Source organism: Bacillus sp. RE35 (genome assembly GCF_052146655.1).
GTDB lineage: Bacteria > Bacillota > Bacilli > Bacillales > Bacillaceae_G > Bacillus_A > Bacillus_A cereus.
This window is the reverse complement of sequence record NZ_CP197377.1, coordinates 2,139,083-2,161,824: the sequence shown is the minus strand read 5'-3', so window position 1 is coordinate 2,161,824 and position 22,742 is coordinate 2,139,083. Positions and strand designations below refer to the sequence as shown.

The following is a 22,742-nucleotide window of genomic DNA, read 5'->3' as shown; positions in this document are numbered from 1 at the left end:
GCTTATGCTCGTCTACGATGAGTGGAATATCTTTTTTGAAAATAGAAGGCGATGATTTTTCACATCAAGCATTTTATTTTGCCAAAGATGTATTTTCATCGCCTTCGCTGCTTTATCTATTGATCTTCTGATAATACTGTTTTTGCAATACCAGTATCTAACTCTTCAAAGTCATGATATGAAATTGTTTCGTATAATTCACTTCTCGTTTGCATATTAGAAAGTGCATCTTTTTGAGAACCTGTTTCTTTAATTAAAGCAAACACATTTTCATACGCTTTCGCTGCAACGCGAAGTGAAGTTACAGGATAAATAACCATTTGGAAACCCATATTCGCAAATTCCTCTGCACTATAATATGGAGTTTTTCCGAATTCAGTCATATTCGCAAGCAAAGGTGCATTTACCTTACTATTAAATAGACGGAATTCTTCCTCTGATTGAAGCGCTTCAGGGAAAATTGCGTCTGCACCTGCTTTTACATATGCATTTGCTCTTTCAATTGCTTCATCTAATCCTTCAACGCCACGAGCATCAGTACGTGCTACAATGTATAAGCTCGGTGCAACTTCTTTAATCGCTTTAATTTTTTGAACCAATTCTTCTGTAGTAACAAGTTTCTTACCATTTAAATGTCCACATTTTTTTGGTAATTGCTGATCTTCAATTTGGACAGCTGCTACTTTCGCTTCCACCATTTCTACAGCTGTTCTCGCCACATTTAGTACACCACCAAATCCTGTATCAATGTCAACAAGAACAGGTAAGTCTGTAGCTCTTACTAAATCTCTTGCTCTCTCAGCCACTTCAGTAGACGTCACGATACCTAAATCTGGTAAACCTTTACTTGCAGTATAAGCAGCTCCTGATAAATAAAGAGCTGAAAAACCTGTATTTTTCGCAACAAGAGCTGCCATTGCATCATGAGCACCTGGAATTTGCAAAATTTCATTTGCTTCTACTAAAGCTCGGAATCGATTCGCAAGCTCCTCTTGTGTTGACTGTTTTTTCACAACCCAAGCCATTCTAAATTCCCCCTATTATTAAATTAAGAATAGATCTACAAATTCGTTTACATTCATATTTTCTAGTTTTTCTTCATTTAAACAAACTTCATGAATTTGTTCTTGTTGCTTACTAGAATAATGACCTGCCATATTTGCAGTGAATTTTTGAACAACTTTTGGTATTGCTTCGTCTCTACGGAAGCGGTGACCAAGCGGATATTCACATTCCACATTTTCTGTTACTGTGCCATCTTTAAAGTGAACTTGAACAGCGTTGGCGATTGAGCGCTTGTTCGGGTCAAGGTAATCTAAACTGTACTGTTTGTTTTCAACAACAACCATCTTATTACGTAATTCATCTACACGTGGATCGTTTGCTACTGCATCTTCATAATCGTCTGCAACGATATCTCCTTTTAATAAACCAATTGCCGTAATGTATTGTAAGCAATGATCACGATCAGCTGGGTTATTTAATGGACCTTCTTTATCAATAATACGAATTGCTGATTCATGAGTTGTAATTGTAATACGGTCAATTTCATCTAATCTCTCTTTAATTTCCGGATGCAACTTCACTGCACATTCTGCAGCCGTTTGTGCATGGAATTCTGCTGGATATGACACTTTAAATAATACATTTTCCATTACATATGACTCTAGTGGTCTTGCTAATTTTAATTCTTGTTTATTGAATAATACATCTTGGAATCCCCATCCTGGCGCAGATAATGCTGTTGGATAACCCATTTCACCTTTTAGAGCAGTCATTGCAAGATGAACACCGCGGCTCGTTGCGTCACCTGCAGCCCATGATTTACGTGAGCCCGTATTTGGAGCATGACGATATGTACGAAGACTAGAATTATCAATCCACGCATGTGATAATGCATTAAAGATTTCTTCACGTGTTCCGCCAAGCATTTTCGCAACTACTGCAGTTGTTGCTACTTTTACATATAATACATGGTCAAGACCAACTCTGTTTAAGCTGTTTTCTAAAGCAAGCACGCCTTGAATTTCATGTGCTTTAATCATCATTTCTAATACTTCACGTACTTTTAAAGCTTCTTTTCCTTCTGAAATACGAACACGGCTAATATAATCTGCAACTGCTAAAATTCCGCCTAGGTTATCAGATGGATGTCCCCACTCTGCTGCAAGCCAAGTATCGTTATAGTCTAACCAACGGATCATACATCCGATATTAAATGCACCTTTTACTGGATCTAGTACATAAGACGTACCTGGTACACGTGTACCATTTGGCACGATTGTTCCTGGCACAACTGGTCCTAGTAATTTCGTACATTCTGGATATTGCAGTGCTAAAATTCCACATCCAAGTGTATCAAGTAATACGTAACGAGCTGTACTGAATGCTTCTGCACTAGTAACCTCTTTATTTAATACATAATCGGTAATCTCTTCTAATAATGCATCTTTTTGCTTAATTTCATTTGTTTTAATCATGCTATTCTTCCCTTTCTGTCGAAAATTCGTTATTATTAATGATGGGTGTCGGTCAAACACCCATCTGGCGGGCGGCGCTAACAACTCCCCAGTTGTTCTTATTTACTAAGTACATGTCGCTCGCCAATATAATTTACACGTGGACGGAACAAACGATTATTTGCATGTTGCTCAATAACGTGCGCACATAACCCCACTGTTCTAGAGCTAAAGAAGATTGGTGTGTAAAGTTGAATTGGAATACCTAGCATCCAATATACTGGAGCTGCATAATAATCAAGATTTGGATAAATTCCTTTTTCTTTTTCCATAATCTTTTCTCCAGCTTCACACATTTCATATAGTGTATAATCACCTTTTACATCACATAACTGTTTTAAAGCTTCCTTCATCATAAGTGCTCTTGGATCCATCTTCTTCATATAAACACGGTGTCCAAAGCCCATAATTTTTTCTTTGTTATATAGTTTCTTCTGTAATAACTCTTCAAATTTCTCAACATTACCAGCTTCTAAAAGCATGTACATAACCGCTTCATTTGCACCGCCATGTAAACTTCCTTTTAAAGATGCAACTGCACCTGTTAAAGCACCGTATAAATCTGATTGTGTTGATGCAATAACGCGAGCTGTAAATGTAGAGTTTGGCATTTCATGCTCACTATATAAAACAAGGGAACGATCAAAGATCTTTTCCTCAAGTTCAGTTGGTTTTTTACCAGTTAACATATAGAAGAAATTCGCACTATAAGATAATTCTTTAAGAGGTTCAATTGGCTCCTCATTATTTAAAATATGATAGCTATTCGCTACAATGTTTGGCACTTTACTTAACAGCTTGTACCCTCGGCTTTTATTCACTTCTAACGAGCGGTTTTCGATATCATTATCGTAACCAGCTAACGCTGACACACCTGTACGTAATCCATCCATGGGATGCGTCTCTTTAGGCAATGCCTTTAGTACGTTGAATACACCTTCTGGTACTGCATATTCTTCTTTTAATTTCTTTTCAAGTGTTACTTTTTCATCTTCATTCGGTAGGTGTTCCTCCAATAAAAGGTGCACAATGTCTAAATACTCTTTTGTTTTTGAGAGTTCGATTAAGTCATACCCTTGAATTACAATTTCACCTTTTACTGTGTCAAGAAACGAGATTTTCGTCTCCGCTGCCACTATACCATCTAATCCCGGGGAAAATTTCTCTTCAGCTTTCATCATTATTTCCTCCAATCCTAATAGATCTTCGTGCACATAACTGTAAGCCTTTACAATATTGTGAAACTACATTTCTATTTCAATGTATCAGAGTTTTTAGAAGATTTCAATTTATTTTATAATGATAAGTTTCCTACACTTTTCTTACTGTAACAATACAATTTTTTGAAAATAATTCTTATATTTTATAAAGAAAGGATAGACTTCTTTGCGTATTTTCAAAAACAAGATATAAAGATTTTTCATATAACACCGCCAAATATACAATTATTCTAATTTTATTTGAGAAATAGAAAAAACGAGCTGTACATAAATACAGCTCGTTACTATATGATATTTATTTCACTATCTCTTAAATATAATTTTTATATAAAACTTATTCATTTTTAATAAAGTTATTATTTTACATAATTAAATTGAATTTCTTCCATTTCCTCATGATAACTTACAAATAAATCATAGTTTTGAAAATACCAAAGATCATCAGAATCTACAAAAAATATAATACCTTCCTTCTCAACTGACACTATTTCGCCATCGGGTTTCTCAGCAACAACCCCTAAAGAATATCCGGGCTGAATTGAACTATCCCCTCCGTACCTTACAGTAAAACGTACAGATTCACCGTGCTTTATACGTAATTCTTCCTGGAACCATTGCAGAGCTTTACGATCAATTGAAATTCTCATCTTTATTCCTCCAGTTTACGCAAACTCTTTTTTTCCTAATCGTTGTTTTACAAAGAAGACGAAAATAATTAAGGCTATCAATGCTGAAATTGCACTCCCTGAAAATAAAATACGATAACCAAACATTTGTGAAACAACTCCAAGTAAAATAGCACCTAACCCGATTCCTAAATCAAACGCTGTAAAAAATGAAGCATTTGCAACTCCTCTTTTACTCGGATCGACAATTGTAAGCATTGCCGCTTGCAAAGCTGGCTGCGCTGAACCAAATCCAATACCGTATAATGTTGCTGCGATAATTACACCTATCAAACCATTTGAAATAGTTAAAACAACTATAGCTAAAATAGTAATACATAATGCTGGAAGTATAATGAATACTTCTCCATACTTATCTAATAGTTTCCCTGAAATTGGTCTTACAATTGTTAATGCAATTGCATATACAAGAAAGAAAGTTCCCGGGTTTACATGAATTGATGATGCAAATAACGGTAAAAAGGTTGTTATTCCTCCATATGCAAACGATAAAAAGAATACTACAATCGTGATTGTTAATACGGATTTCTCAAATAGCTGAATTTTCCCTTTTTCTTTTTGTGGCGTAAATGGGATCTTCGTTATTAATGATAATACGACTGCCATAAAAGATAACAACGTCGCTAATAAAAATAGACCATCAAATGAATAATTTTGCACAACCCATAATCCAATCATAGGTCCGATCGCCATTGCAATTGTCATCGCCATCCCGTACCAACCCATACCTTCACCGCGGCGTGAATCTGGAATAATATCCGTTATTGCTGTTCCAACAGCTGTTGTAGAAACAGCCCATGTTACTCCGTGAATAACACGTAAAACAGCTAAAAGGACAATAGTCGATGCTATATTATAGGAATACATCGTTAAGCCAAAAAAGATGAGTCCGAAAATAATAAAGGATCTTCTACCATATTGATCTAACATTCCTCCAATAATCGGTCGTATTACAACAGCAGCTATTGTAAACATCCCCATCATAAGTCCAACTTGCGATTCATTGCCACCTATCTCTTTAATAAAGAGCGGGAGCGTTGGAACAAGTAAATAAAATCCTGTAAATAAAAATAACATTGCGAAAGTCATTTGAATAAATGATTTCGTCCATAATCGTTCCATAAAAATACCTCCATACACTCGTAAAATATTACGATTAACACCCTCATTGTATATTTTTTTTATCTCTTTTCCCTCCGCAAATAGACGTATCTTTTCATATTAAATAGTCCACCATCAGCTTACATTAGTCTTAAGACTTTGTACGCATATTTTAAACGAAAGTCCTATATATGTACCTTTATACGTGTGAAAAGAATATACTAATTTATTATCACAACTTAGGAGTGATTATTTTATGTGGGTATTATCATCAAGAGTAACTGTCGCGGTTCCTTCGATACCCGAAATACATGCCCCCGCCGTTCATACAGCAAGTTCCGATGTCGGCATTGAACTTCCAGCAATTTGGCAACAATACCAATCACCAGGTCAAGCTACCCCTTCATTTTGGCATCATGGTGCCCATCCAAGTAGCACTACCTTTTATCATCCTAGCCACGCTCCACTACCTCAGGCTCAAGTCTTTTATCATTTCCCATCAATTTATTTTCAAAATTTTTATGGTACGTTTAACATTTAAAACACATCATTTCATAGCTACTACATTTAAACGAAAAAAGCACTTAAGATTGTAATTTTCACAAATCTTAAGTGCTTTTTAATATTTTTTATAAATTTTTCTTATTGCCCATTATTAGCAGGGGTCTCTCCTGCATTACCGCCAGTCTCTGGTTGTGTGGTCGCTGGTGGAGTTGTATTTCCTTGACCTCCTCCGTTATTTGCTGGAGGTGTCGTATTTCCTTGACCTCCTCCATTATTTGCTGGAGGTGTCGTATTTCCTTGACCTCCTCCATTATTTGCTGGAGGTGTCGTATTTCCTTGACCTCCTCCATTATTTGCTGGAGGTGTCATATTTCCTTGACCTCCTCCGTTATTTGCTGGAGGTGTCGTTCCTTGGCCATTTCCATTATTTTGTTCTTCTTGTTTCTTTTGCTCTTCTAGTTTCTTTTGTTCTTCTTGCTTCTTAAGTTCCTCTTGTTTCTTTTGTTCTTCTTGTTTTTTCAGTTCTTCTTGTTTCTTTAATTCTTCTTGCTTTTTCTCTTCTTCAGTTTTTTGCTGTTGATCTTGTTTTGGTTGCTCCGTTGTATCCGGTACGCTAGTATTTGGCGATGAATCACGTTTTTCACCTTTTATACGTAGCTCACTACCTTCTTGAATAACACTACTTGGCATTTTAAAGCGTGATTTATCTGTAGCCATTTCGCTCATCATTTCTTTAAAGATCAACTGTGCAATTTTCGTATTTTTACTACTAATATACTCGTCTTTACCATCTTTCATATACCCAGTCCATACTGCCATCGTATATTGCGGTGTATATCCAGCGAACCAACTATCACGAGTTGCACTTTCTGGAATTTTATATTGAGCTAATTGCTTTGATGAATAGTTTGTCGTACCCGTTTTACCAGCTACATCTAAAGAGCCTACATTTGCCGATGTACCAGTACCTGATGTAACTACAGAACGAAGCATATCAGTAATCATGTATGCTGTAGAATCTGTCATAACTTGTTTTGGTTTTTGTCCAAAACTTTGTGACTTACCGTCTGGATAAACGACTTTCTTAACAAAATGCGGTTTCGTATATTTACCTTCATTACCAAATGCCGCATAAGCACCCGCTATTTCAGTTGGCGATACTTCATTTGTACCAATCGCTGTCGATTCTGTCGGTGCTGTATTAAATGTAATACCTAGTTTCTCAGAGAATTCTTTCGATTTACTAATCCCTACTTCTTTTGCAGTTTTAATTGCAGGAATATTACGCGACATTTTTAATGCTTCACGCATTGTAATTGGACCCATATGACTTCTATCTGCATTTCGTACTTCTTGTCCCGTTGAATACTTAAATGGAGAGTCATCAATTTGATGGTACGTAGCCCATTTTAAATATTCAATTGCAGGAGCGTAGTCGAAAATCGGCTTCATCGTTGAACCAGCTGCACGATCTAATTCAATTGCCATATTATGCCCTTTAAATACAGCTTTATTTTCTCCACGGCCACTACCTATAGCACGAACTTCTCCTGTTTTCGTATCCATAAATGTGAATGCACCTTGGAATTTATCGTTCGGATAATCAATGATATTATTATTTAAAATATTATCAGCAAGTTTCTGTGCTTTCGGATCTAACGTTGTATAAATTTCTAAACCGTCAGAACCGATATTAGCATCTGGTAATTCTTTTTCTACTTCTTTCACAACTGCATCCATAAATGCAGGGTATGGCATTGTTTGTAGTTGAGCTGCAGGCTTAAGCCCCTTTTCTACGTCAACTTTTGATGCTTCTTCCATTTCCTGTTTTGTTATATATCCATGTCGGTTCATTAAACTTAGAACAACATTTCTTCTTTCTGTTGCTTTTTGAACATTTTCTTTTTTCGTTGGATCATAGTTATTCGGTGCTTTCGGTAAACCTGCAAGCATCGCAACTTCTGGTAATGTTAAGTCCTTCAATTCTTTACCATAGTAGTTTTGTGCTGCTGTTGCGATCCCATATGAACGGTTTCCTAAGTTAATTTTATTTAAGTACATCTCTAATATTTCATGTTTTGAATACTGTTGTTCTAGCTTATAAGCTAAATATATTTCTTGCGCCTTACGCTTTGGTGTTTTGTCCATTGATAAGAAGTAGTTTTTTATAACTTGCTGTGTTATCGTACTTCCACCTTGAGAACCATAATCCCCTTTAAGACTTACTAGAACAGCACGGGCAGTACCTTTAAAATCTACTCCGCTATGCTCATAAAAACGTGAATCTTCTGTCGCTAAAAATGCATTTTCTACTAATTTAGGTATTTGCTCATACGTAACATTCGTCCTTTTTTCTTTTCCATATTCATATACCAAATCCCCGTTTTTATCATAAATTTTTGAGGATAACGGATTAACAAGTTTTGCTTTCTCAAGTTTTGGTGCATCCTTAATCATTACGAAAAAGGTAGCAACCCCCGCCACTAAACCAACAATACCAAGTAATAAACAAGTAATTAAAAACTTGCGAAAGAATGATGTTTTACCTTTTGGCTTTTGTGTTTTAGAAGCTGGTTGTTTTTTCTTTTTAACTTGTCGTCGTTCCTCTCGAGAACGATAATTTTCTGACATGTTACTTTCTCCTGCCTTTCAATTCTCCCGTTGATTTACTTAAAAATATTGAGGTCACTTTCTAAAATAAATTTGATTAAGAAAGTATATTGACCTGGAGCATTCAATATTTTCCCAATTCACAGATTATAAATTTTAGAATACTTCTTATACAAACTATTTTCACTTCTATTTTTCCTAATAACGCTGCCCCTTGAAGCATAGAATGTAAAAAGTGAATTTTTAATACCTCGTATAAATAATATACCTTTTTTTCAAATGGTCAATATTTTCTTATTTATAAATCAAAGGTGAAATAAAAATAGCACAACGATATGTACTTCGTGTGAACTTCCTTATAATTACGTATAACAAACATTTAATATATTGCATATAAGTATAATACCTCTTAAATTATAAGGATTTCAACATCACAACCTCAACATCTACAAAAAAGTATTAAAAATGAAAAGTGAGGAGTTGCGTAATGATGAAGCTATCTCCCGTAATTTCAAAAAATATAGTTGCTGTTGGTTATAATCCTTTTTCTATGATTTTGCGAATCCAATTAAAGAATGGTATGTACGATTTCTTTAATGTACCAGAAAGTATTTATACTGGCCTATTACATGCACAATCTAAAAGTTATTATCATAATACTTACATTAAAAATTCTTTCCGCCACACAAAAATCTAAACTTAACACCCACTAAAAAAGAAAGGAGGTTAATCCTCCTTTCTTTTAAAAACATTTTGCAGATGAATTATCTTCGATTCCTCTTATTAATTTCATCATATGCTTGAATTTGTTTTTTCAAACGCCGATCAGCTTTTTTATCATGCACTACAAGAATTGCATGTATAACTCCTGGAACCCAAAATATTAATGTTAATATGAAATTTATGATTGCCTGAATTGGTTTTCCACAAAATAATACAGCAACAGGTGGAAGAAGAATTGCTAATAAATACATCATCCCTTGAAAACTCCTTATTTTGTATTTTATATATCACTTTTCAAAATATACGCAAAAAAACCTACTACCATTTTAATCTTAACCTACCTCTAAAATCAATGTATCTCCTTCTATTTAAATAAGTATTTCAGACTTTTTATTGTTTTCTAGCCTATTTTCTTCCTCTATTGCAGTTACTCCAATTGCAGAAATTAACGTTCCTATCGCTTGTATCCAAATACCAATGAGTGCAATGATTCTCTCATCCTTCTTATCAAAAATACTATCTTCATTTTCTCTCTCATCTTTCAATACATTTGAAACACCTTGATACGCTTGTAATCCAGCCCCTAAACTTTGCATGGAGTTACCCAGTATAATAATTTTCTGTAATACATTTATATCCAACAAAGCTGCTTCTACTCCTAAAAAAGCACCGATCGATTGTAAACTGTTCCCTGTAATGATAAGATAATCATTTTCTTTCAATTGTTCATTTATATTAAAATATGTTCCTATTACATTTGATATATTGCCTAATGCTAATAACTCAATTCCTATTTGATCAAGTAATTTACTTTGATTCTCTAAGCCTATATTTTGATTTTCTCTTTTTTCTTCCCCATCATCATAATTGCTCGCAATGATTTGTAATATATATCCGAGGGCTTGTAATGAGCTTCCTACAATAACAAGATCCGATTCAACTTTCTCTTCTCCAATAAATCCTCTTGTCGTTCCAATAGCAGCTGTAAGATTCCCTCCCACTTGAAACCATGCCCCTGTCACTTTTAAACTGCTTGGATTCATTTTTATCACCTATTTAAATATTTTCTAAAGCTTTCAAAACAAACAAACCTCACCCTTAATCTTTTATTTTATTTTTTAGATGTAATTTTGTGAATGATATAATGTGCTACTAATATAAAAGCACCTTAAAGGTGCTTTTATATGCATGCTGGGCATGTCAATGAATCTCCATTTTTATCTATTGTTATATTCAATATATATTCAATTGCTTTATGTGACCAAGTTTCAGGTGTAGGCGATTCATTTATATATTGTGGCGCACATGACTTCAGCATTGGAGTACTAATACTCCCTCCAGGATCTAAAGCAACTACAGCCATGCCATGGGGTAATTCCAGGGCCATAGATTTAGTGATACCTTCAATGGCAAATTTCGAGGCACAATATGGCGCAAGCTCAGCCTCACCTTCTCTCCCCCAACTAGAACTCATATTAATGATAATTCCTTCTTTCCTAGCTACCATCGCTGGAACAAATGCTCTTATTACATTTACTACACCATTCACGTTTACATTCATTACATTTTCGAATTCTTGAGCCGTAATTTTCCAAAGTTGTGCATTTTGATTTACAATCGATGCATTATTTATTATCATATCGGGAGCTGTATGTGTATTAAGTATATAATTTGCCCAATTGTTAACTTGCTGAGAATCTGAAACATCAATTACTTGGAAATCATGTATTTTACTGTACTGTTTTTTTAGTTCTTCAATTTTATCTTTTGAACGTCCACAACCATATATGTTCCACCCTAATTCATGAAATCGATCAACCATCGCACGCCCTAACCCTTGTGTCACGCCTGTAATAATTACAGATTTACTAATTTCTTTTCGCTTCATTTCTCTCATCCTCCTTCCCTATATCTTACTCTCTTCATTTTTATTCAGCGATTTACTATAGTATTAACTCAACTCATACTTTAGTAATGGTTTTGATATTGTATACATAAACAAAAAAAGTAACCATCATGGTTACTTTTTGCTATATATCTAAAAATTCATTGTTTATTTCATTATTGTTTTTACATTTCAACTTCTCTTTTCCACATTTCTCACACTGGTAAATATAAACTACACCTAATGTACCTTTTTTAAAATCCTCATTATCCTGCATCTTAATAAAAACATATTTATGTTTACAATGCGATTCACCCAAATAATTTTTAAACCACTTTTTCAACACAACACATTCCACCTTGATGATAGAACCTTTATTTAGCTGCTTTATTACATACTTTTATTTAAATGTTCAATCTCATCTTGCAACTTTTTAAATTGCTCAAAATGCATGGTAATAGATTGGCTACTACCATAATCAACATTTTGTTTCACTAATATAACACCCGTATCATGAAAAAGCGCTTCAAGTTCTTTCCTAATAGACACTTTCGCAATATGAGCTGTTTTAATTGCAGATAAAATTGCAATTTCATTAAACTTTAATTTTATTTCATTTGGACAAAATGCGTCTTCAACTAATATAACTTCATTACTATAAATTAGTGCAACAAGATTACTTGATTTGGCATCTGTTAAATCAACTTTTTTCATAATATCTTTCATTACATTTTGCCTCCTTTATTTTCATATATATCAATTATACAAATTTTTTAAAAAAATTACTCAACTTTATTATATTAATTTTAACACACTTTTATTGAAATCCATGCTCCAAACGTTTTACTATTCCACAATTTTTATTATATGAACCATCTGGACTATAACTCCATATAGTAATGTTAACAACTTTTTATAAAGCAGGTGAAAATTATGCCATCAGTTGTAGGAAATTTAGTTGTACAAAATAGTAATGGATCATTTAACTTAGGTGATTTCTACAACGTTTCTCCGAAAGAAAATACGAAAGCTTATAATGGTTCCGGCGCATCAAACGTTGGTTTTGTTGTTAATACTTTTAGCGGTGTTAGCGCGACCAATACATTTGATTCTGACCTTGCAGATCAAAACCAAGTGGGTACAGCCTAATCTTATGTTCAACTTTTTGTATAGAAAATTTTAATTTGTCTATACTATAATCAGGCTGTTTGACAGCTCTTATCGATTTTGGAGTACCCTATCTTTTTCTCCCTTTCCCTGGGGCTCAGCAGCTAGCACAAAGCTAGCTGCTTTTTCTTATATTATTTGTCTCATAAATCAGAAATAAAAAAAGCTGCCATTTAAATATTCAGCTTCTTTTACATTATTTCAATAATATCCATAGCGTTAAATACGTAAGTTTTATAAAAGGCGTCTGTACAAATTACAATTTGTTTTACCGGATTGATATGTACAACAGTCATGTAGCTTGTTAATATGTAACCATCTTCAAAATATGTTACCAATATTTCTTTCTCAGACAGTAATGACGTTAATAATTTATCAGAAATCCTCTCTTTTGCTTCATTTGTTAAAAGCGGTTTTTGTACTTTTAATTTCTCTCCAATAATCTTTCTCATATTTAAAAGTTGTTCGGACATTACTGTAAACGGAACCCACTCTCTTTCTTCTTTTTGTATCTTTACATCGTTCATTTTTTTATCTCCTTGATCATTTATACATTTATTTATTCATGCTATCCCTTAGTTATTTTTAATACTTACTAAACTCGAATTTACTTCTAAACTATAATTAGGTTACCTCTCAAAAGAACATTCGTTCTTATTATACACGAACTTACGTTCCTTTGAGAAGAGCTATACTTATTATTTCTTAACAAAAAACATAATTTTATTTATCTCCATATTTTTTCCTTTATCAAATAAACTTTTCATTTCTTATATAAAATGCATATAAAAACTAAAAGGCGACTTCACACAAAGTGAAATCGCCTTTTTCTAAAAAATATTCAAAGCTTATTTTTCTATCCTAACTAATGTTCTTTCTGGAATACATAATTCATCTATATTAAAATGATTTATTTTTAAGTTCAATTCCCCTACTCGTTCCTTATCTTCATCACCAACCCAACAACTAAATAATTCGAAATAGTCTCCATCTTCCAAATAACTTTCCATAATCTTGCATAAAGTTAAAAGTTTTTCTTTCGCTTCTTTTTTTTCCTTTACATTTTGCCACTCGACAAGTTCAATTCCCTAATTAGTTGAAACCTCATATATGTAATTTGTTTGGAATTGATAATCTTGTACAATTTCAAGCATACTTTCATCTGAAAAACACGGTCCAAAAACAATTACATCATTAGAATCTGGATCCGTTAACGGAATTTCTACATTACAGCCTATGTAACTTGCTAAACTCATTTTATACTCCTCCAATATTCGTATAAAAAATACTTCATAATATATTTATTTACTCAAATATAAAATCCCTGCCTAAACGAAAAAGTTTTAAATTTTTATCGTTTATTAACCATCTATAACTGAAAACATATACTATGATGAACGAACTCACAAAGCATAAGAAAAGAGAGCATTTACAACACTCTCTTTTCTTACATACTCTATGGAACTTTACAAAACTGAATCAGTGATTTTTATTATTATATTTTATTACATATACTTAGGTTGTACTATTATATGTAACTCTCTCTCTGTATCCGCTTTTTTCGGATGACGAAAATAATTAAGTTCGTACTTTAACACTTTATACTCAACCATCCCAATTTTAATCCCTTTCGTTTCTTTTAATATAACTAATAAATCACTTATATTTTCATCATATGACTCAAAAATTTTCGCTCCGCCCTCTCCTTGAAAGATTACTTTCATATATTCTCCCCACCTTAATTTATTGATGTGGTAAATGATGCGTTTAAAACGATTCATTCTTTATCCTAAAATTTTCACAACAAAAAGAACATCCTTTCCAATCGAATGCTCAGCTTTTTACTAATTATCCATGTTAAATATTTATTCAAAAACATTATATGTATTATTTTTTAAATTATGTTCGATATTCATTATTAAAGAGTAAATATATGTAATAAACTTGCATAATGAAAACCGTAGAATATCCACTTTCGTTGAAATAATTATAAACCATAATTTTCCATTGTAATTCTTAATATTTAAATGTAATATTGTATTGTCTTACTATCTATTTATAACTCACACACTAATTAGAAAAGGGAACTCTATATGAGTTCCCTTTTCTAATTATGATTACAGTCATTATTTCTTTTCTAGAAATTTAAATGTATCTTTAAATTCTTTATTATTCACTTTAATATCAGCATCTTTCAATAAATCATTGACTACTTGTTGTTTCCATTTACCTGTCGTATCTTGTAGTCTTTGTTGTTCTATATCTTTACGAATTTTATCCTTTACTTCATCAAATGGCTTCAATTCTTTTTTATCCGTCACTTTAATAATATGGTAACCGTAAGTTGTTTTAACCGGATCACTTACTTGGCCTGCATCTAATTTATACGCAGCTTCCTCAAATTCTTTCACTGTTTGCCCAGGAGCAAAACCAGATATTTCCCCGCCCTGTTCCTTTGAACCAGTATCCTCTGAATACTGTTTTGCTAAGGCAGCAAAATCTTCACCATTATTTACTTTCTCCTTTATTTCTTTAGCCGTTTTTTCATCTTTCACTAAAATGTGACTTACTTTCATTTCTGGTTTATAGTTATTTTTCACATCTTTATCTGTAACTGTTGCTTTAATCGCTTTCTCAAATGCAATTTCTGGCTTCATTTTTTCTTTTAATTCATCTTCGTTTTTCAATCCAAGTTGTTCTAAAGTGGATTTAAAGTTCTCACCCATTTTATCTTTTGCTTCTTCTACTTTCTTTTTTGCTTCCTCATCTGAAACTTTATATTTATCTAACAATGCCTTACTTAACATCATTTGATATAAAGTACTTTCTCCATATTGTTGTCGTAATTCTTTACTTAATTCTTTCTCTGTAACATTCCCTACTTTTGATGTTACTACGTTGTCTGAGGAACCACATGCAGATAATGCTAGCATCACGCATGAAATAATTGTTCCAATAAATATTTTTTTCTTTTTCAATTCAAATACCTCACTTTTATCATTATGCAAATTAACTATACACAGTCATTGTGAAAACAGTGTGTTTTCTACATGTAATTCATTTCATATGAGTAGACTATGTATCATGTATTTTCATTTTTAAACGTAAAGAGTCTTCTTACTATTATGTATAGTAAGAAGACTCTTTACATACTCCTTAAAAACAATACTGCCGCTATAGTTACTTAATAATTACATGTTTTTCAGGTATCCAACTATTCTGCCCGATATCTACCGCATTTCCCACTCTACCCCACACTCGAAAAGATGTCGATCCATCTATATTCCCTTTATAATTCATACATTCAGGCTCTTCATAATAATTTACTCCGTAACCGACAGGATATTTCGAAGTTGCATAAAACCATTTCACATTAAAATGTTTTAAATATGCCCACTGCTTATCGTTCTCTAAACAAATCATATCTTGCTCACCGCCTCCCCAATAACCTGTTAAGATTAAATATGGAATTTTCTGAGTGAGTGCACCTGTAAATTGAGGGGTCATGGGAGTTTCATATAAATTTATTCCGTATCCATCAGGATATTTCGAAACTGCAATACCAATGCCATTCGGTTGCTGTGTATACACTATGTTAGATTGATTTGCTTTGTTGGAATCTATAAACCAAGAAAGTGACTTATTTCCTACTAATCGATTCAGATCACATTTCCCAATCCCAGGAACATTCCCTGAATCCGTATATTGCCACATATCGCATGGATATGCTGGCTTATTCCCTCCATAACGAGGGATCCATACGAAATCAGCTTCAATATTACATGCTCCAAATGATAAATACGTGTGATGCCCTACGTATAATCCTACTTTTTCCGCACCTAAACGGCGTAATTCATCAATAAATGCCTGTGTCCCGCCTTGCATATCTACCATCGTTTGAACTTCTATGTCTGCTACCCAAAACTTAGCAGATTGATCACCACGATTCCAAAAATCTTGTGCCTCTTTCTTTGCATCAGCAATAGATATAAAACGGCAAAAAGCATAATTACCGAATGGGATACTATGCTTTTTCATTTCACTAACATAATTTTGATACATAAAATCCACCGTATTAGAGCCATCTTGAACTCTAGCAATCACTAAATCTAGCTGAGATGCTGCAATATCCCAATTAATAGTTCCATTCCATTTTGAAATATCTACAATATACCCCATACATTCCAGCTCCTTTTGAATGTCTTATTCATAGCTTGTTTTATTGTAAGCCTCCTCTCTCTAAAACTAGCTATCTATAATATAAATAAAAAGAATCTTTACTGTTTTTCAAAATATATTCTCTTTCAGAAATATTTCTATCAACTTTAACATGTATGCCACATAAAACATTCGAAATATACCCTACTATTCATTTATTATGTAATCTCGTCCTATCAATCATTTTTACAGATATTAAAAAAAATCTCCTGTATTATTAAATTATAACTTTCAGTATCGATTTCCTTTCAACTAAAAAATTTCATCCCTCATTTTCTATATATTCTTAAGTCAAAATTACTACCTCTACATGAAATTTGAGATTTAGAAAAATTTTAATTAATTGAATTTTACTCCTATTAAATTGCAATTTTCCAACCTGAACACTATTGGTGCATAAAAAAGACATTTTCTATTACTGAAAATGTCTTTTTACAGTTTAATAAAACAACTTTGGTGCTAAATCTGTATTTTGTAATTGTGAGTTTTCACTGCTCATAACACAACTTGTGGAAAATAGAATTGGGATACCACAAACCTCATCATTCATTACATCACGAAACACATTGGCCGCAACACCTGTAAACGTTTGACATAAGTTAGAAATATCGTCATTGAAAAACTGAATGACTTCCGCAGCGAAAACCGGAAAAACAACATTCGGTCCGCCAGGGAACTGAGGCTGTACCACAACTTGTTCAAAATAAGGATTATTTTCTAGTGCTACTTGAAATAAATGAGCTATTTCAAATGCATCTAGTGGACAAGGAAATGGATTTACAATTTCATTCTCATTATTCGTTACAATAACTGTCACACTTACATTCCCAAATTGTACAAAAGATTTTAAAAGCGTTGCTAATGCTCTCGCTTTTTCGTTGCTTAACCCATGCACTAAAATAATATAATTACCACCAACAGGAATAAGCGGCCCAACTGTAACAGTTGGATCAGCACCTATTGAATTTTTTAATTCATTAAAATATGTGATCCACGGTGGCGAAAGCTGAGCTTGTACATTTTCTTCCACTATTTTATACTACCTCCTTATACCATTCTTACTAACATAATATGTAACAAACAAAAAAATGCATTAGTTATATTAACCATTTGCGTATTTATTGATTATATTAATTAAACATTTTATTTCCCATTCTCAATTTTCTCTTTACATCTTTAAGCACTTTTACTACTATAAAATTCTTTATTATAAGCAAATCCACTGAAATTTCATATTATACTAATACGACTCTATATCCATTAAATTATAATACTCAATATTAGGAGCTGATTTCATGGAAAAAAAACCTATCGTGTTCAAAATCCCACCAAATTCAAAGCTAAAAATTACATTTTTCGGTCCTTGTAACGAAGTAATTACAAATGTGTCTATAATTAATCAACTATGCACCCCTAAATGTCAAACTATCACGCAATACCCAGACTTTAAGAAATATGTAACGGAAGTACGATCGCTATCCCGTTGTTAGTCCGCATAATGCACGATTTTCACAACTTTATTACCTAAAATAACCGAGAAAGAAAATAACTGCATTCCTAGACTAAAATTACTCATGTTATGATATTCCATTGATAATTCATTGATTTTTTACACGTTTTTATGAAAAGAACATATATTATCGTATGGAGATTATCCACTCATAAAACCTATCTTTCTTTGGAGCGTACTTTTTATGTATGCTCTTTTTTTATGTAACCGTCCCCCTTCTAAATTGACCAATAATATATTAAAATTCTTTATATACTCAAGGAGGTCAAATATGTTCAAGTTGCATCCAATACTACTCATCTTAGGATTGATTTTGTTTTTATATAGTGTAATCGCCTTTATGCTATTCTTTTCAGTGTATTAGCATTCCCTACACAAATCTATGTTCAATATATAATTTCTATATAGTAAAGAAAAAACATAATGATACGATCTTTTATGTATTCCGTCTTTCTTGTTCTATAAGAAAACTAGTAAACTTACTAACAATGCGTTTTTACAAGCATGTTACTTATTATTCTGTTTATTATCTGAAGAAGGTTGAAGCCCCTACAAATTAAACTACGCTTTACCTATTTACTTATATATTTTAGAAAAACAATAATAATCCCCCACCATTTGGTAAGGGGATTAACTAAACCTACTAAAAAACATTTAATAATCAGTTTTATTTAGTTGGAGAAGGAAATCTTGCCGCTTCAAAATGAACCGTATTTACACCATTAACATTTTGTACAATTACGCCAGCAATACTACTTTCTGCAAAAACTTCAACTAAATCTCCTGCTTCTAATTGAAGAATAGTAGTTACGGAAACATCATTATTAAAAAATACTCCTGTTCCAAAGAAATCATTATCTATCGCTATTGCCGGATTGCCATTTACACGAATTTCTACTCTAGCTCTGTAATTTACATTAAAATCATTTGGAGAAAATGTTATATTTCCTAATACACTATATACCCCTCTAGTTTTCGGAGTAAAAATCGACGTTACTGGATTATATTCATTCGCTAGATCAAATTGTTCATTTTGAAATAATACTTTAACAGGAGTATTTGCTAGAACAGGTTGATTAACTGTATTCACAGCTCTAAATGCCGATGCCCTTACAAGCTCCTCTTTCTTATCATCACAACACTTCACCTTTACATACTTCCTATCACATTTACTACTTTTCCTATAACAATCATGACTTTCCTTTTTGTAATCTTTACAATACTTACAGTAATAATAAGACATAGTGAGTCCCCCTTTACACTTATTTTTACATAGTATGCTATATAGATTAGAATAGCTTGGACGACCTGTTACTATTTTTAATAGATTAAAAAACCCTCACCATTTCGGTGAGGGTTTACCTTTAAGCTTCTGCAAACTCATTGTTTAATGACTTTATTTAATTGGAGAAGGAAATCTTGCTGCTTCAAAATGTGCACCATCTTCTAAAGGACTTAAAACTCCATCTATACTACTTTGTGCATAAATCTCAACTTCATCCCCTGCATTCAATTGAACAATTGTCGAAACACTTACGACATTTCCAAAACTTATTGGACCAAAAAAGTCATTATCTATAGCTATCGCTGCGTTTCCATTCACACGAATTTCTACACGCGCTCTATAATTTAAAGTTGGATCGTTTGGAAAGAAACCAATCGTTCCAATAATAGAATATACACCTTTAGTCTTCGGCATAAAAATAGATGTTGCTGGATTATACTCATTCGCTAAATCAAATTGTTCATTTTGAAATAACACTTTCACAAAAGTATTAGCAGGAACATTTTGATTCACAGTATTTCTAGCTCTAAATGCCGATGCTCTAACAAGATTGTCCTTGTTATCATGGCACTTACTAGTGTTCTTACAACAATCATGATGCTTCTTTTTATACTCCTTACAATACTTACAGTAGTAATAACAAGACATACTAATTCCCCTTTCAAACTTATTACTACATATTATGTAAGATTGATTTATAAGGTTTGGACTAGCTATTTTTATTATTCATAAGGGCGCTATTAACCTGCACCCTTATTTATATACACCACTGCATTCCTTACTAGTTATAAGTTGTATACAGTTCCATATGGAATAGTAAGAAAAGAACTTCCGTACGGTGTAACATGATGTACTGGGTAAAAATACTCTACGGATGAATAATACGGTTGTACACCTTGCTGCTGCATTTGCAATTGTTGTTGCATTTGCAATGCTTGTTGAATAGCTTGGACTGTACTTTGTGCTCCACTATACGTTATAGATGTACCATACGCTGGTCGCATACCAGTTTCAGAATTAAAATATGAATAAAACATGATTTTCAACTCACTTCCGTATAAGTTATTACAAATTATATTATGATTCTTTATTTCAGTGGGTACTATAAAGCTAGTCCGCTCGCTTATATTCAAATGACAAAATAAAAAAGTAGCTGCTAGACTACTTTGACTCCTTCTTATCACCAAATGAAATGATATACATATTCTCCTGTTACACGCTCATTAATTCCCGCAACCCTAACGAACCTAAGTAAATCCGCTCCTTGAAGGAAATATACCGAAATCGTAACCGGTACTTGTGACCACATGAATTGATAAAGCCCATTCACTCTCTGATTCGTCGTAACGATTAAATCATTTACAGGTCCATGATTCCATGCAGAGGTTTGAACTGAAGTGAAAGAAAGGTCTTTCCCATTAACCACTATTCTTGATACGCTTTGAGTTATGTCCACAATAATCCCCTCCAACATTACAAAAATTGGACCTTTTTTAGTTCATATTATTATAAATATTCTTGACTGTAATAAATGTTTAAGGCAAATCCCTAATAAAGTGAAACTTTAATCAGCTCTCACCAATCGGGCTTTTACTGGCAGCCCGACCCCACCTAACTTCTTTGCTTCCGCTGAATTTTGAGTTGGGGGTATTTACTGCCCGACAAATAGCGGGATAAAATTTTTTTATTCATATCCCTCAATTCCCATTACAACCATATAATTTCTAACCTTATTCAATTTTTGGAATTAATATAAAAAGGCATCTTAATTAGATGCCCTTTACTTATCTTCCACTACAATTCCACTATTAAAATAGCAACGCCAAATCCGATGCAAACCAATCCTATCAATATAAATAGCAATCGGAATCCCCATAAATCACTGATTATTTCTATAATATGCACCAGCACAATAATAATAAACTCTTTAAACCCACTGAAACTATGTTCCTTTGTCTCTCTGATTCCATCAATTACAGTCAGACAAACAATAAAAACACCTAAACCAATTAATATAAAACCTAATACAAGCATTCATATATCCTCTTTTTTCTTTTATCTCCTATTAACGAACATTTTCACATTAAAATTCAGTACATACGAGGAAGTTAGATAAAAAATTAACTACCCGTAAAACCTTATTAGTGTGTACTAATAATTAGAGGGAAGGCCTTCCTCTTCACCTTATATTATCATGAAAGGATATGAGCTTCCGAGTTATTTCTTTATAAAATAAAAAATAGCTAATTCACTACTTAAAAAGTAAAAAAGCATCAGATTGACTAGTATGTAGATGGTTAAATGCATGTAAAATGAGTTTAAATTATCTACTCTTTTTTTAGCTCGGAAGTAACTCTCATCTCGTCCCATCTTTATACACCACTTTCTTAATCACACTGAACGCAATATTCAATTGATGAGTTTGTCATTTCGTTACCTCCAATTAACGCTTTTGTTCAATGTAGTTATTTTCTTGTATAATAAAAGTTAATTAATCTAGAAGGGATTCTGAGAAAGAGCGAAAAATCAGCTGGAAAGCTTATCGATTTAAATATCTATTCGAAATTAATAAGCGATTAATTTTAGTCACTCTGCCCATACTCAATCAAAGTGTGGGCTTCTTTAATTTCTGTATAAAATTCAAAAGTTTGACACAATCCTGGAAAAAGCTTATAAAGAAAAGTGAGGTTCCATTATTTTCACACTTAGTAGCGCAGTCATGTTACATATAATTTTATAAGTGTGAACGAACTACAAAACTAAAAAACAAATAATAAGTTTGCAACATGTTTGCAAATACGAATTTTGCATATAAATTCGTGTGATATTGAAAGGAGTTTTACTTATGAAAGAAATTAAAACAGAACAAGAATTCAAAGACATCATCGCAAGCGAGGAGCCTGTAGTTGTTAAGTTCTTTACTACATGGTGCCCAGATTGCGTACGTATGGACAACTTTATCGGAGATGTAATGGAAGAGTTCAATAAATTTGAATGGTACTCTATCAATAAAGATGAGTTTCCAAGTATCGCTGAAGAGTATCAAGTAATGGGTATTCCAAGTTTACTTGTATACCAAAACGGTGAGAAGCTAGGCCACTTACATAGTGCTAATGCAAAAACAGAAGAGCAAGTTACTGAGTTTTTAGAAGCATACTAAAATGAAAGCCCTCTGGAAAATATTTTTCAGAGGGTTTTCATCTATTTTCACAATTATCTTTTGAAGTTTTTCATGGTTTAATGAATTACACCTTGTCATGATAAGAATAATACGTAGTAAGAAAAGTATTCGTTTCCTCATCCATCTACCCTCC

At 32.9% G+C, this 22,742-nt stretch carries 26 protein-coding genes and 2 pseudogenes; 5 read left to right on the top strand and 23 right to left on the bottom strand.

Translation table 11 applies throughout. The annotated features are described in order from the left end of the window. Positions 1-116: 116 nt before the first annotated feature. The 5 genes from prpB to ACTL4X_RS11265 all read right to left on the bottom strand — a co-directional run bounded on the left by prpB (position 117) and on the right by ACTL4X_RS11265 (position 5,547). Positions 117-1,025, bottom strand: a complete 909-nt coding sequence (gene prpB / locus ACTL4X_RS11285; protein WP_000312639.1) for a methylisocitrate lyase — start codon at positions 1,023-1,025, stop codon at positions 117-119. 18 nt (positions 1,026-1,043) lie between these two features. Beyond that, the gene (gene prpD / locus ACTL4X_RS11280) at positions 1,044-2,480 is read right to left on the bottom strand and encodes a 2-methylcitrate dehydratase (RefSeq protein WP_000598123.1); all 1,437 of its coding nucleotides are present in this window, start codon (positions 2,478-2,480) and stop codon (positions 1,044-1,046) included. 98 nt (positions 2,481-2,578) lie between these two features. Then, on the bottom strand, positions 2,579-3,700 hold the full coding sequence (gene mmgD / locus ACTL4X_RS11275) for a citrate synthase (RefSeq protein ID WP_002041090.1): 1,122 nt from the start codon (positions 3,698-3,700) through the stop codon (positions 2,579-2,581). Positions 3,701-4,095: 395 nt separating this feature from the next. Continuing rightward, a complete protein-coding gene (locus ACTL4X_RS11270; protein ID WP_001222842.1) occupies positions 4,096-4,386 on the bottom strand; it encodes a HesB/YadR/YfhF family protein in 291 nt (96 codons plus the stop codon). A gap of 15 nt (positions 4,387-4,401) precedes the next feature. Beyond that, positions 4,402-5,547, bottom strand: a complete 1,146-nt coding sequence (locus ACTL4X_RS11265) for an MFS transporter (RefSeq protein WP_000440662.1) — start codon at positions 5,545-5,547, stop codon at positions 4,402-4,404. Between the two features lie 235 nt (positions 5,548-5,782). Between ACTL4X_RS11265 and ACTL4X_RS11260 the strand changes: the two genes are divergently transcribed. Next, positions 5,783-6,067, top strand: a complete 285-nt coding sequence (locus tag ACTL4X_RS11260; RefSeq protein WP_000270101.1) for a hypothetical protein — start codon at positions 5,783-5,785, stop codon at positions 6,065-6,067. A gap of 101 nt (positions 6,068-6,168) precedes the next feature. On the opposite strand, the gene ACTL4X_RS11255 is transcribed toward ACTL4X_RS11260, so the two are convergent. Then, the gene (locus ACTL4X_RS11255) at positions 6,169-8,661 is read right to left on the bottom strand and encodes a PBP1A family penicillin-binding protein (protein ID WP_441395031.1); all 2,493 of its coding nucleotides are present in this window, start codon (positions 8,659-8,661) and stop codon (positions 6,169-6,171) included. Between the two features lie 466 nt (positions 8,662-9,127). On the opposite strand from ACTL4X_RS11255, the gene ACTL4X_RS11250 reads away from it, so the two are divergent. After that, positions 9,128-9,337: a KTSC domain-containing protein gene (locus ACTL4X_RS11250; RefSeq protein WP_000977081.1), complete on the top strand. Its 210-nt coding sequence runs from the start codon at positions 9,128-9,130 to the stop codon at positions 9,335-9,337. Between the two features lie 67 nt (positions 9,338-9,404). On the opposite strand, the gene ACTL4X_RS11245 is transcribed toward ACTL4X_RS11250, so the two are convergent. The 5 genes from ACTL4X_RS11245 to ACTL4X_RS11225 all read right to left on the bottom strand — a co-directional run bounded on the left by ACTL4X_RS11245 (position 9,405) and on the right by ACTL4X_RS11225 (position 11,974). After that, complete coding sequence (locus ACTL4X_RS11245) at positions 9,405-9,617, bottom strand: YqaE/Pmp3 family membrane protein (RefSeq protein WP_000990233.1); 213 nt, start codon at positions 9,615-9,617, stop codon at positions 9,405-9,407. Positions 9,618-9,731: 114 nt separating this feature from the next. Beyond that, a complete protein-coding gene (locus ACTL4X_RS11240; RefSeq protein ID WP_001070038.1) occupies positions 9,732-10,406 on the bottom strand; it encodes a DUF6944 family repetitive protein in 675 nt (224 codons plus the stop codon). Positions 10,407-10,543: 137 nt separating this feature from the next. Then, the gene (locus ACTL4X_RS11235; RefSeq protein ID WP_000823062.1) at positions 10,544-11,251 is read right to left on the bottom strand and encodes an SDR family oxidoreductase; all 708 of its coding nucleotides are present in this window, start codon (positions 11,249-11,251) and stop codon (positions 10,544-10,546) included. A 142-nt stretch (positions 11,252-11,393) separates the two neighbouring features. Beyond that, positions 11,394-11,594, bottom strand: coding sequence for a hypothetical protein (locus ACTL4X_RS11230; RefSeq protein ID WP_000915148.1), 201 nt, complete (start codon positions 11,592-11,594; stop codon positions 11,394-11,396). 44 nt (positions 11,595-11,638) lie between these two features. Next, positions 11,639-11,974 carry a hypothetical protein gene (locus tag ACTL4X_RS11225; protein ID WP_000651907.1) on the bottom strand — a complete coding sequence of 112 codons (336 nt, stop codon included), beginning with the start codon at positions 11,972-11,974 and terminating at the stop codon, positions 11,639-11,641. A 207-nt stretch (positions 11,975-12,181) separates the two neighbouring features. On the opposite strand from ACTL4X_RS11225, the gene gerPF reads away from it, so the two are divergent. Further along, on the top strand, positions 12,182-12,397 hold the full coding sequence (gene gerPF / locus ACTL4X_RS11220; protein WP_001141569.1) for a spore germination protein GerPF: 216 nt from the start codon (positions 12,182-12,184) through the stop codon (positions 12,395-12,397). Between the two features lie 209 nt (positions 12,398-12,606). Here gerPF and ACTL4X_RS11215 read toward each other — a convergent pair whose 3' ends face one another. The 6 genes and pseudogenes from ACTL4X_RS11215 to ACTL4X_RS11190 all read right to left on the bottom strand — a co-directional run bounded on the left by ACTL4X_RS11215 (position 12,607) and on the right by ACTL4X_RS11190 (position 17,663). Next, positions 12,607-12,942, bottom strand: coding sequence for a YolD-like family protein (locus ACTL4X_RS11215; RefSeq protein ID WP_002024004.1), 336 nt, complete (start codon positions 12,940-12,942; stop codon positions 12,607-12,609). 321 nt (positions 12,943-13,263) lie between these two features. Beyond that, positions 13,264-13,671: pseudogene (locus ACTL4X_RS11210) on the bottom strand (hypothetical protein). Positions 13,672-13,920: 249 nt separating this feature from the next. Beyond that, positions 13,921-14,139, bottom strand: a complete 219-nt coding sequence (locus tag ACTL4X_RS11205; RefSeq protein WP_000864275.1) for a hypothetical protein — start codon at positions 14,137-14,139, stop codon at positions 13,921-13,923. Between the two features lie 402 nt (positions 14,140-14,541). After that, positions 14,542-15,393, bottom strand: a complete 852-nt coding sequence (locus ACTL4X_RS11200; RefSeq protein ID WP_000727348.1) for a peptidylprolyl isomerase PrsA — start codon at positions 15,391-15,393, stop codon at positions 14,542-14,544. A 202-nt stretch (positions 15,394-15,595) separates the two neighbouring features. Beyond that, positions 15,596-16,594, bottom strand: coding sequence for a glycoside hydrolase family 25 protein (locus ACTL4X_RS11195; protein ID WP_048656788.1), 999 nt, complete (start codon positions 16,592-16,594; stop codon positions 15,596-15,598). 478 nt (positions 16,595-17,072) lie between these two features. Continuing rightward, the gene (locus ACTL4X_RS11190; RefSeq protein ID WP_441395030.1) at positions 17,073-17,663 is read right to left on the bottom strand and encodes a hypothetical protein; all 591 of its coding nucleotides are present in this window, start codon (positions 17,661-17,663) and stop codon (positions 17,073-17,075) included. Positions 17,664-17,928: 265 nt separating this feature from the next. Between ACTL4X_RS11190 and ACTL4X_RS11185 the strand changes: the two genes are divergently transcribed. Further along, positions 17,929-18,123: a hypothetical protein gene (locus ACTL4X_RS11185; protein WP_000412555.1), complete on the top strand. Its 195-nt coding sequence runs from the start codon at positions 17,929-17,931 to the stop codon at positions 18,121-18,123. A gap of 687 nt (positions 18,124-18,810) precedes the next feature. Here ACTL4X_RS11185 and ACTL4X_RS11180 read toward each other — a convergent pair. The 6 genes and pseudogenes from ACTL4X_RS11180 to ACTL4X_RS11155 form a co-directional block, all read right to left on the bottom strand. Beyond that, a complete protein-coding gene (locus ACTL4X_RS11180; RefSeq protein ID WP_000122943.1) occupies positions 18,811-19,386 on the bottom strand; it encodes a hypothetical protein in 576 nt (191 codons plus the stop codon). A gap of 153 nt (positions 19,387-19,539) precedes the next feature. Continuing rightward, on the bottom strand, positions 19,540-20,076 hold the full coding sequence (locus ACTL4X_RS11175) for a C1q-like domain-containing protein (RefSeq protein ID WP_001278088.1): 537 nt from the start codon (positions 20,074-20,076) through the stop codon (positions 19,540-19,542). 137 nt (positions 20,077-20,213) lie between these two features. Further along, on the bottom strand, positions 20,214-20,465 hold the full coding sequence (locus ACTL4X_RS11170) for a DUF3947 family protein (protein WP_000500095.1): 252 nt from the start codon (positions 20,463-20,465) through the stop codon (positions 20,214-20,216). Between the two features lie 143 nt (positions 20,466-20,608). Further along, positions 20,609-20,884 (bottom strand): hypothetical protein, encoded by a 276-nt coding sequence (locus ACTL4X_RS11165; RefSeq protein ID WP_134208065.1) that lies wholly within the window; start codon positions 20,882-20,884, stop codon positions 20,609-20,611. A 338-nt stretch (positions 20,885-21,222) separates the two neighbouring features. Next, entirely contained in the window at positions 21,223-21,462 is a 240-nt protein-coding gene (locus tag ACTL4X_RS11160) for a hypothetical protein (RefSeq protein ID WP_441395029.1), read from the bottom strand. Positions 21,463-21,693: 231 nt separating this feature from the next. Continuing rightward, positions 21,694-21,798: pseudogene (locus tag ACTL4X_RS11155) on the bottom strand (2TM domain-containing protein); the annotation flags it as partial. A 475-nt stretch (positions 21,799-22,273) separates the two neighbouring features. On the opposite strand from ACTL4X_RS11155, the gene ACTL4X_RS11150 reads away from it, so the two are divergent. Then, the gene (locus ACTL4X_RS11150; protein WP_000658787.1) at positions 22,274-22,588 is read left to right on the top strand and encodes a thioredoxin family protein; all 315 of its coding nucleotides are present in this window, start codon (positions 22,274-22,276) and stop codon (positions 22,586-22,588) included. Positions 22,589-22,742 lie beyond the last annotated feature (154 nt).

Excerpts from the sequence above, each read along its gene's own strand:
- prpB (WP_000312639.1), bottom strand. The coding sequence starts at position 1,025 with ATGGCTTGGGTTGTGAAAAAACAGTCAACACAAGAGGAGCTTGCGAAT.
- prpD (WP_000598123.1), bottom strand. The coding sequence starts at position 2,480 with ATGATTAAAACAAATGAAATTAAGCAAAAAGATGCATTATTAGAAGAG.
- mmgD (WP_002041090.1), bottom strand. The coding sequence starts at position 3,700 with ATGATGAAAGCTGAAGAGAAATTTTCCCCGGGATTAGATGGTATAGTG.
- ACTL4X_RS11270 (WP_001222842.1), bottom strand. The coding sequence starts at position 4,386 with ATGAGAATTTCAATTGATCGTAAAGCTCTGCAATGGTTCCAGGAAGAA.
- ACTL4X_RS11265 (WP_000440662.1), bottom strand. The coding sequence starts at position 5,547 with ATGGAACGATTATGGACGAAATCATTTATTCAAATGACTTTCGCAATG.
- ACTL4X_RS11260 (WP_000270101.1), top strand. The coding sequence starts at position 5,783 with ATGTGGGTATTATCATCAAGAGTAACTGTCGCGGTTCCTTCGATACCC.
- ACTL4X_RS11255 (WP_441395031.1), bottom strand. The coding sequence starts at position 8,661 with ATGTCAGAAAATTATCGTTCTCGAGAGGAACGACGACAAGTTAAAAAG.
- ACTL4X_RS11250 (WP_000977081.1), top strand. The coding sequence starts at position 9,128 with ATGATGAAGCTATCTCCCGTAATTTCAAAAAATATAGTTGCTGTTGGT.
- ACTL4X_RS11245 (WP_000990233.1), bottom strand. The coding sequence starts at position 9,617 with ATGATGTATTTATTAGCAATTCTTCTTCCACCTGTTGCTGTATTATTT.
- ACTL4X_RS11240 (WP_001070038.1), bottom strand. The coding sequence starts at position 10,406 with ATGAATCCAAGCAGTTTAAAAGTGACAGGGGCATGGTTTCAAGTGGGA.
- ACTL4X_RS11235 (WP_000823062.1), bottom strand. The coding sequence starts at position 11,251 with ATGAAGCGAAAAGAAATTAGTAAATCTGTAATTATTACAGGCGTGACA.
- ACTL4X_RS11225 (WP_000651907.1), bottom strand. The coding sequence starts at position 11,974 with ATGAAAGATATTATGAAAAAAGTTGATTTAACAGATGCCAAATCAAGT.
- gerPF (WP_001141569.1), top strand. The coding sequence starts at position 12,182 with ATGCCATCAGTTGTAGGAAATTTAGTTGTACAAAATAGTAATGGATCA.
- ACTL4X_RS11215 (WP_002024004.1), bottom strand. The coding sequence starts at position 12,942 with ATGAACGATGTAAAGATACAAAAAGAAGAAAGAGAGTGGGTTCCGTTT.
- ACTL4X_RS11205 (WP_000864275.1), bottom strand. The coding sequence starts at position 14,139 with ATGAAAGTAATCTTTCAAGGAGAGGGCGGAGCGAAAATTTTTGAGTCA.
- ACTL4X_RS11195 (WP_048656788.1), bottom strand. The coding sequence starts at position 16,594 with ATGGGGTATATTGTAGATATTTCAAAATGGAATGGAACTATTAATTGG.
- ACTL4X_RS11185 (WP_000412555.1), top strand. The coding sequence starts at position 17,929 with ATGGAAAAAAAACCTATCGTGTTCAAAATCCCACCAAATTCAAAGCTA.
- ACTL4X_RS11180 (WP_000122943.1), bottom strand. The coding sequence starts at position 19,386 with ATGTCTTATTATTACTGTAAGTATTGTAAAGATTACAAAAAGGAAAGT.
- ACTL4X_RS11175 (WP_001278088.1), bottom strand. The coding sequence starts at position 20,076 with ATGTCTTGTTATTACTACTGTAAGTATTGTAAGGAGTATAAAAAGAAG.
- ACTL4X_RS11170 (WP_000500095.1), bottom strand. The coding sequence starts at position 20,465 with ATGTTTTATTCATATTTTAATTCTGAAACTGGTATGCGACCAGCGTAT.
- ACTL4X_RS11160 (WP_441395029.1), bottom strand. The coding sequence starts at position 21,462 with ATGCTTGTATTAGGTTTTATATTAATTGGTTTAGGTGTTTTTATTGTT.
- ACTL4X_RS11150 (WP_000658787.1), top strand. The coding sequence starts at position 22,274 with ATGAAAGAAATTAAAACAGAACAAGAATTCAAAGACATCATCGCAAGC.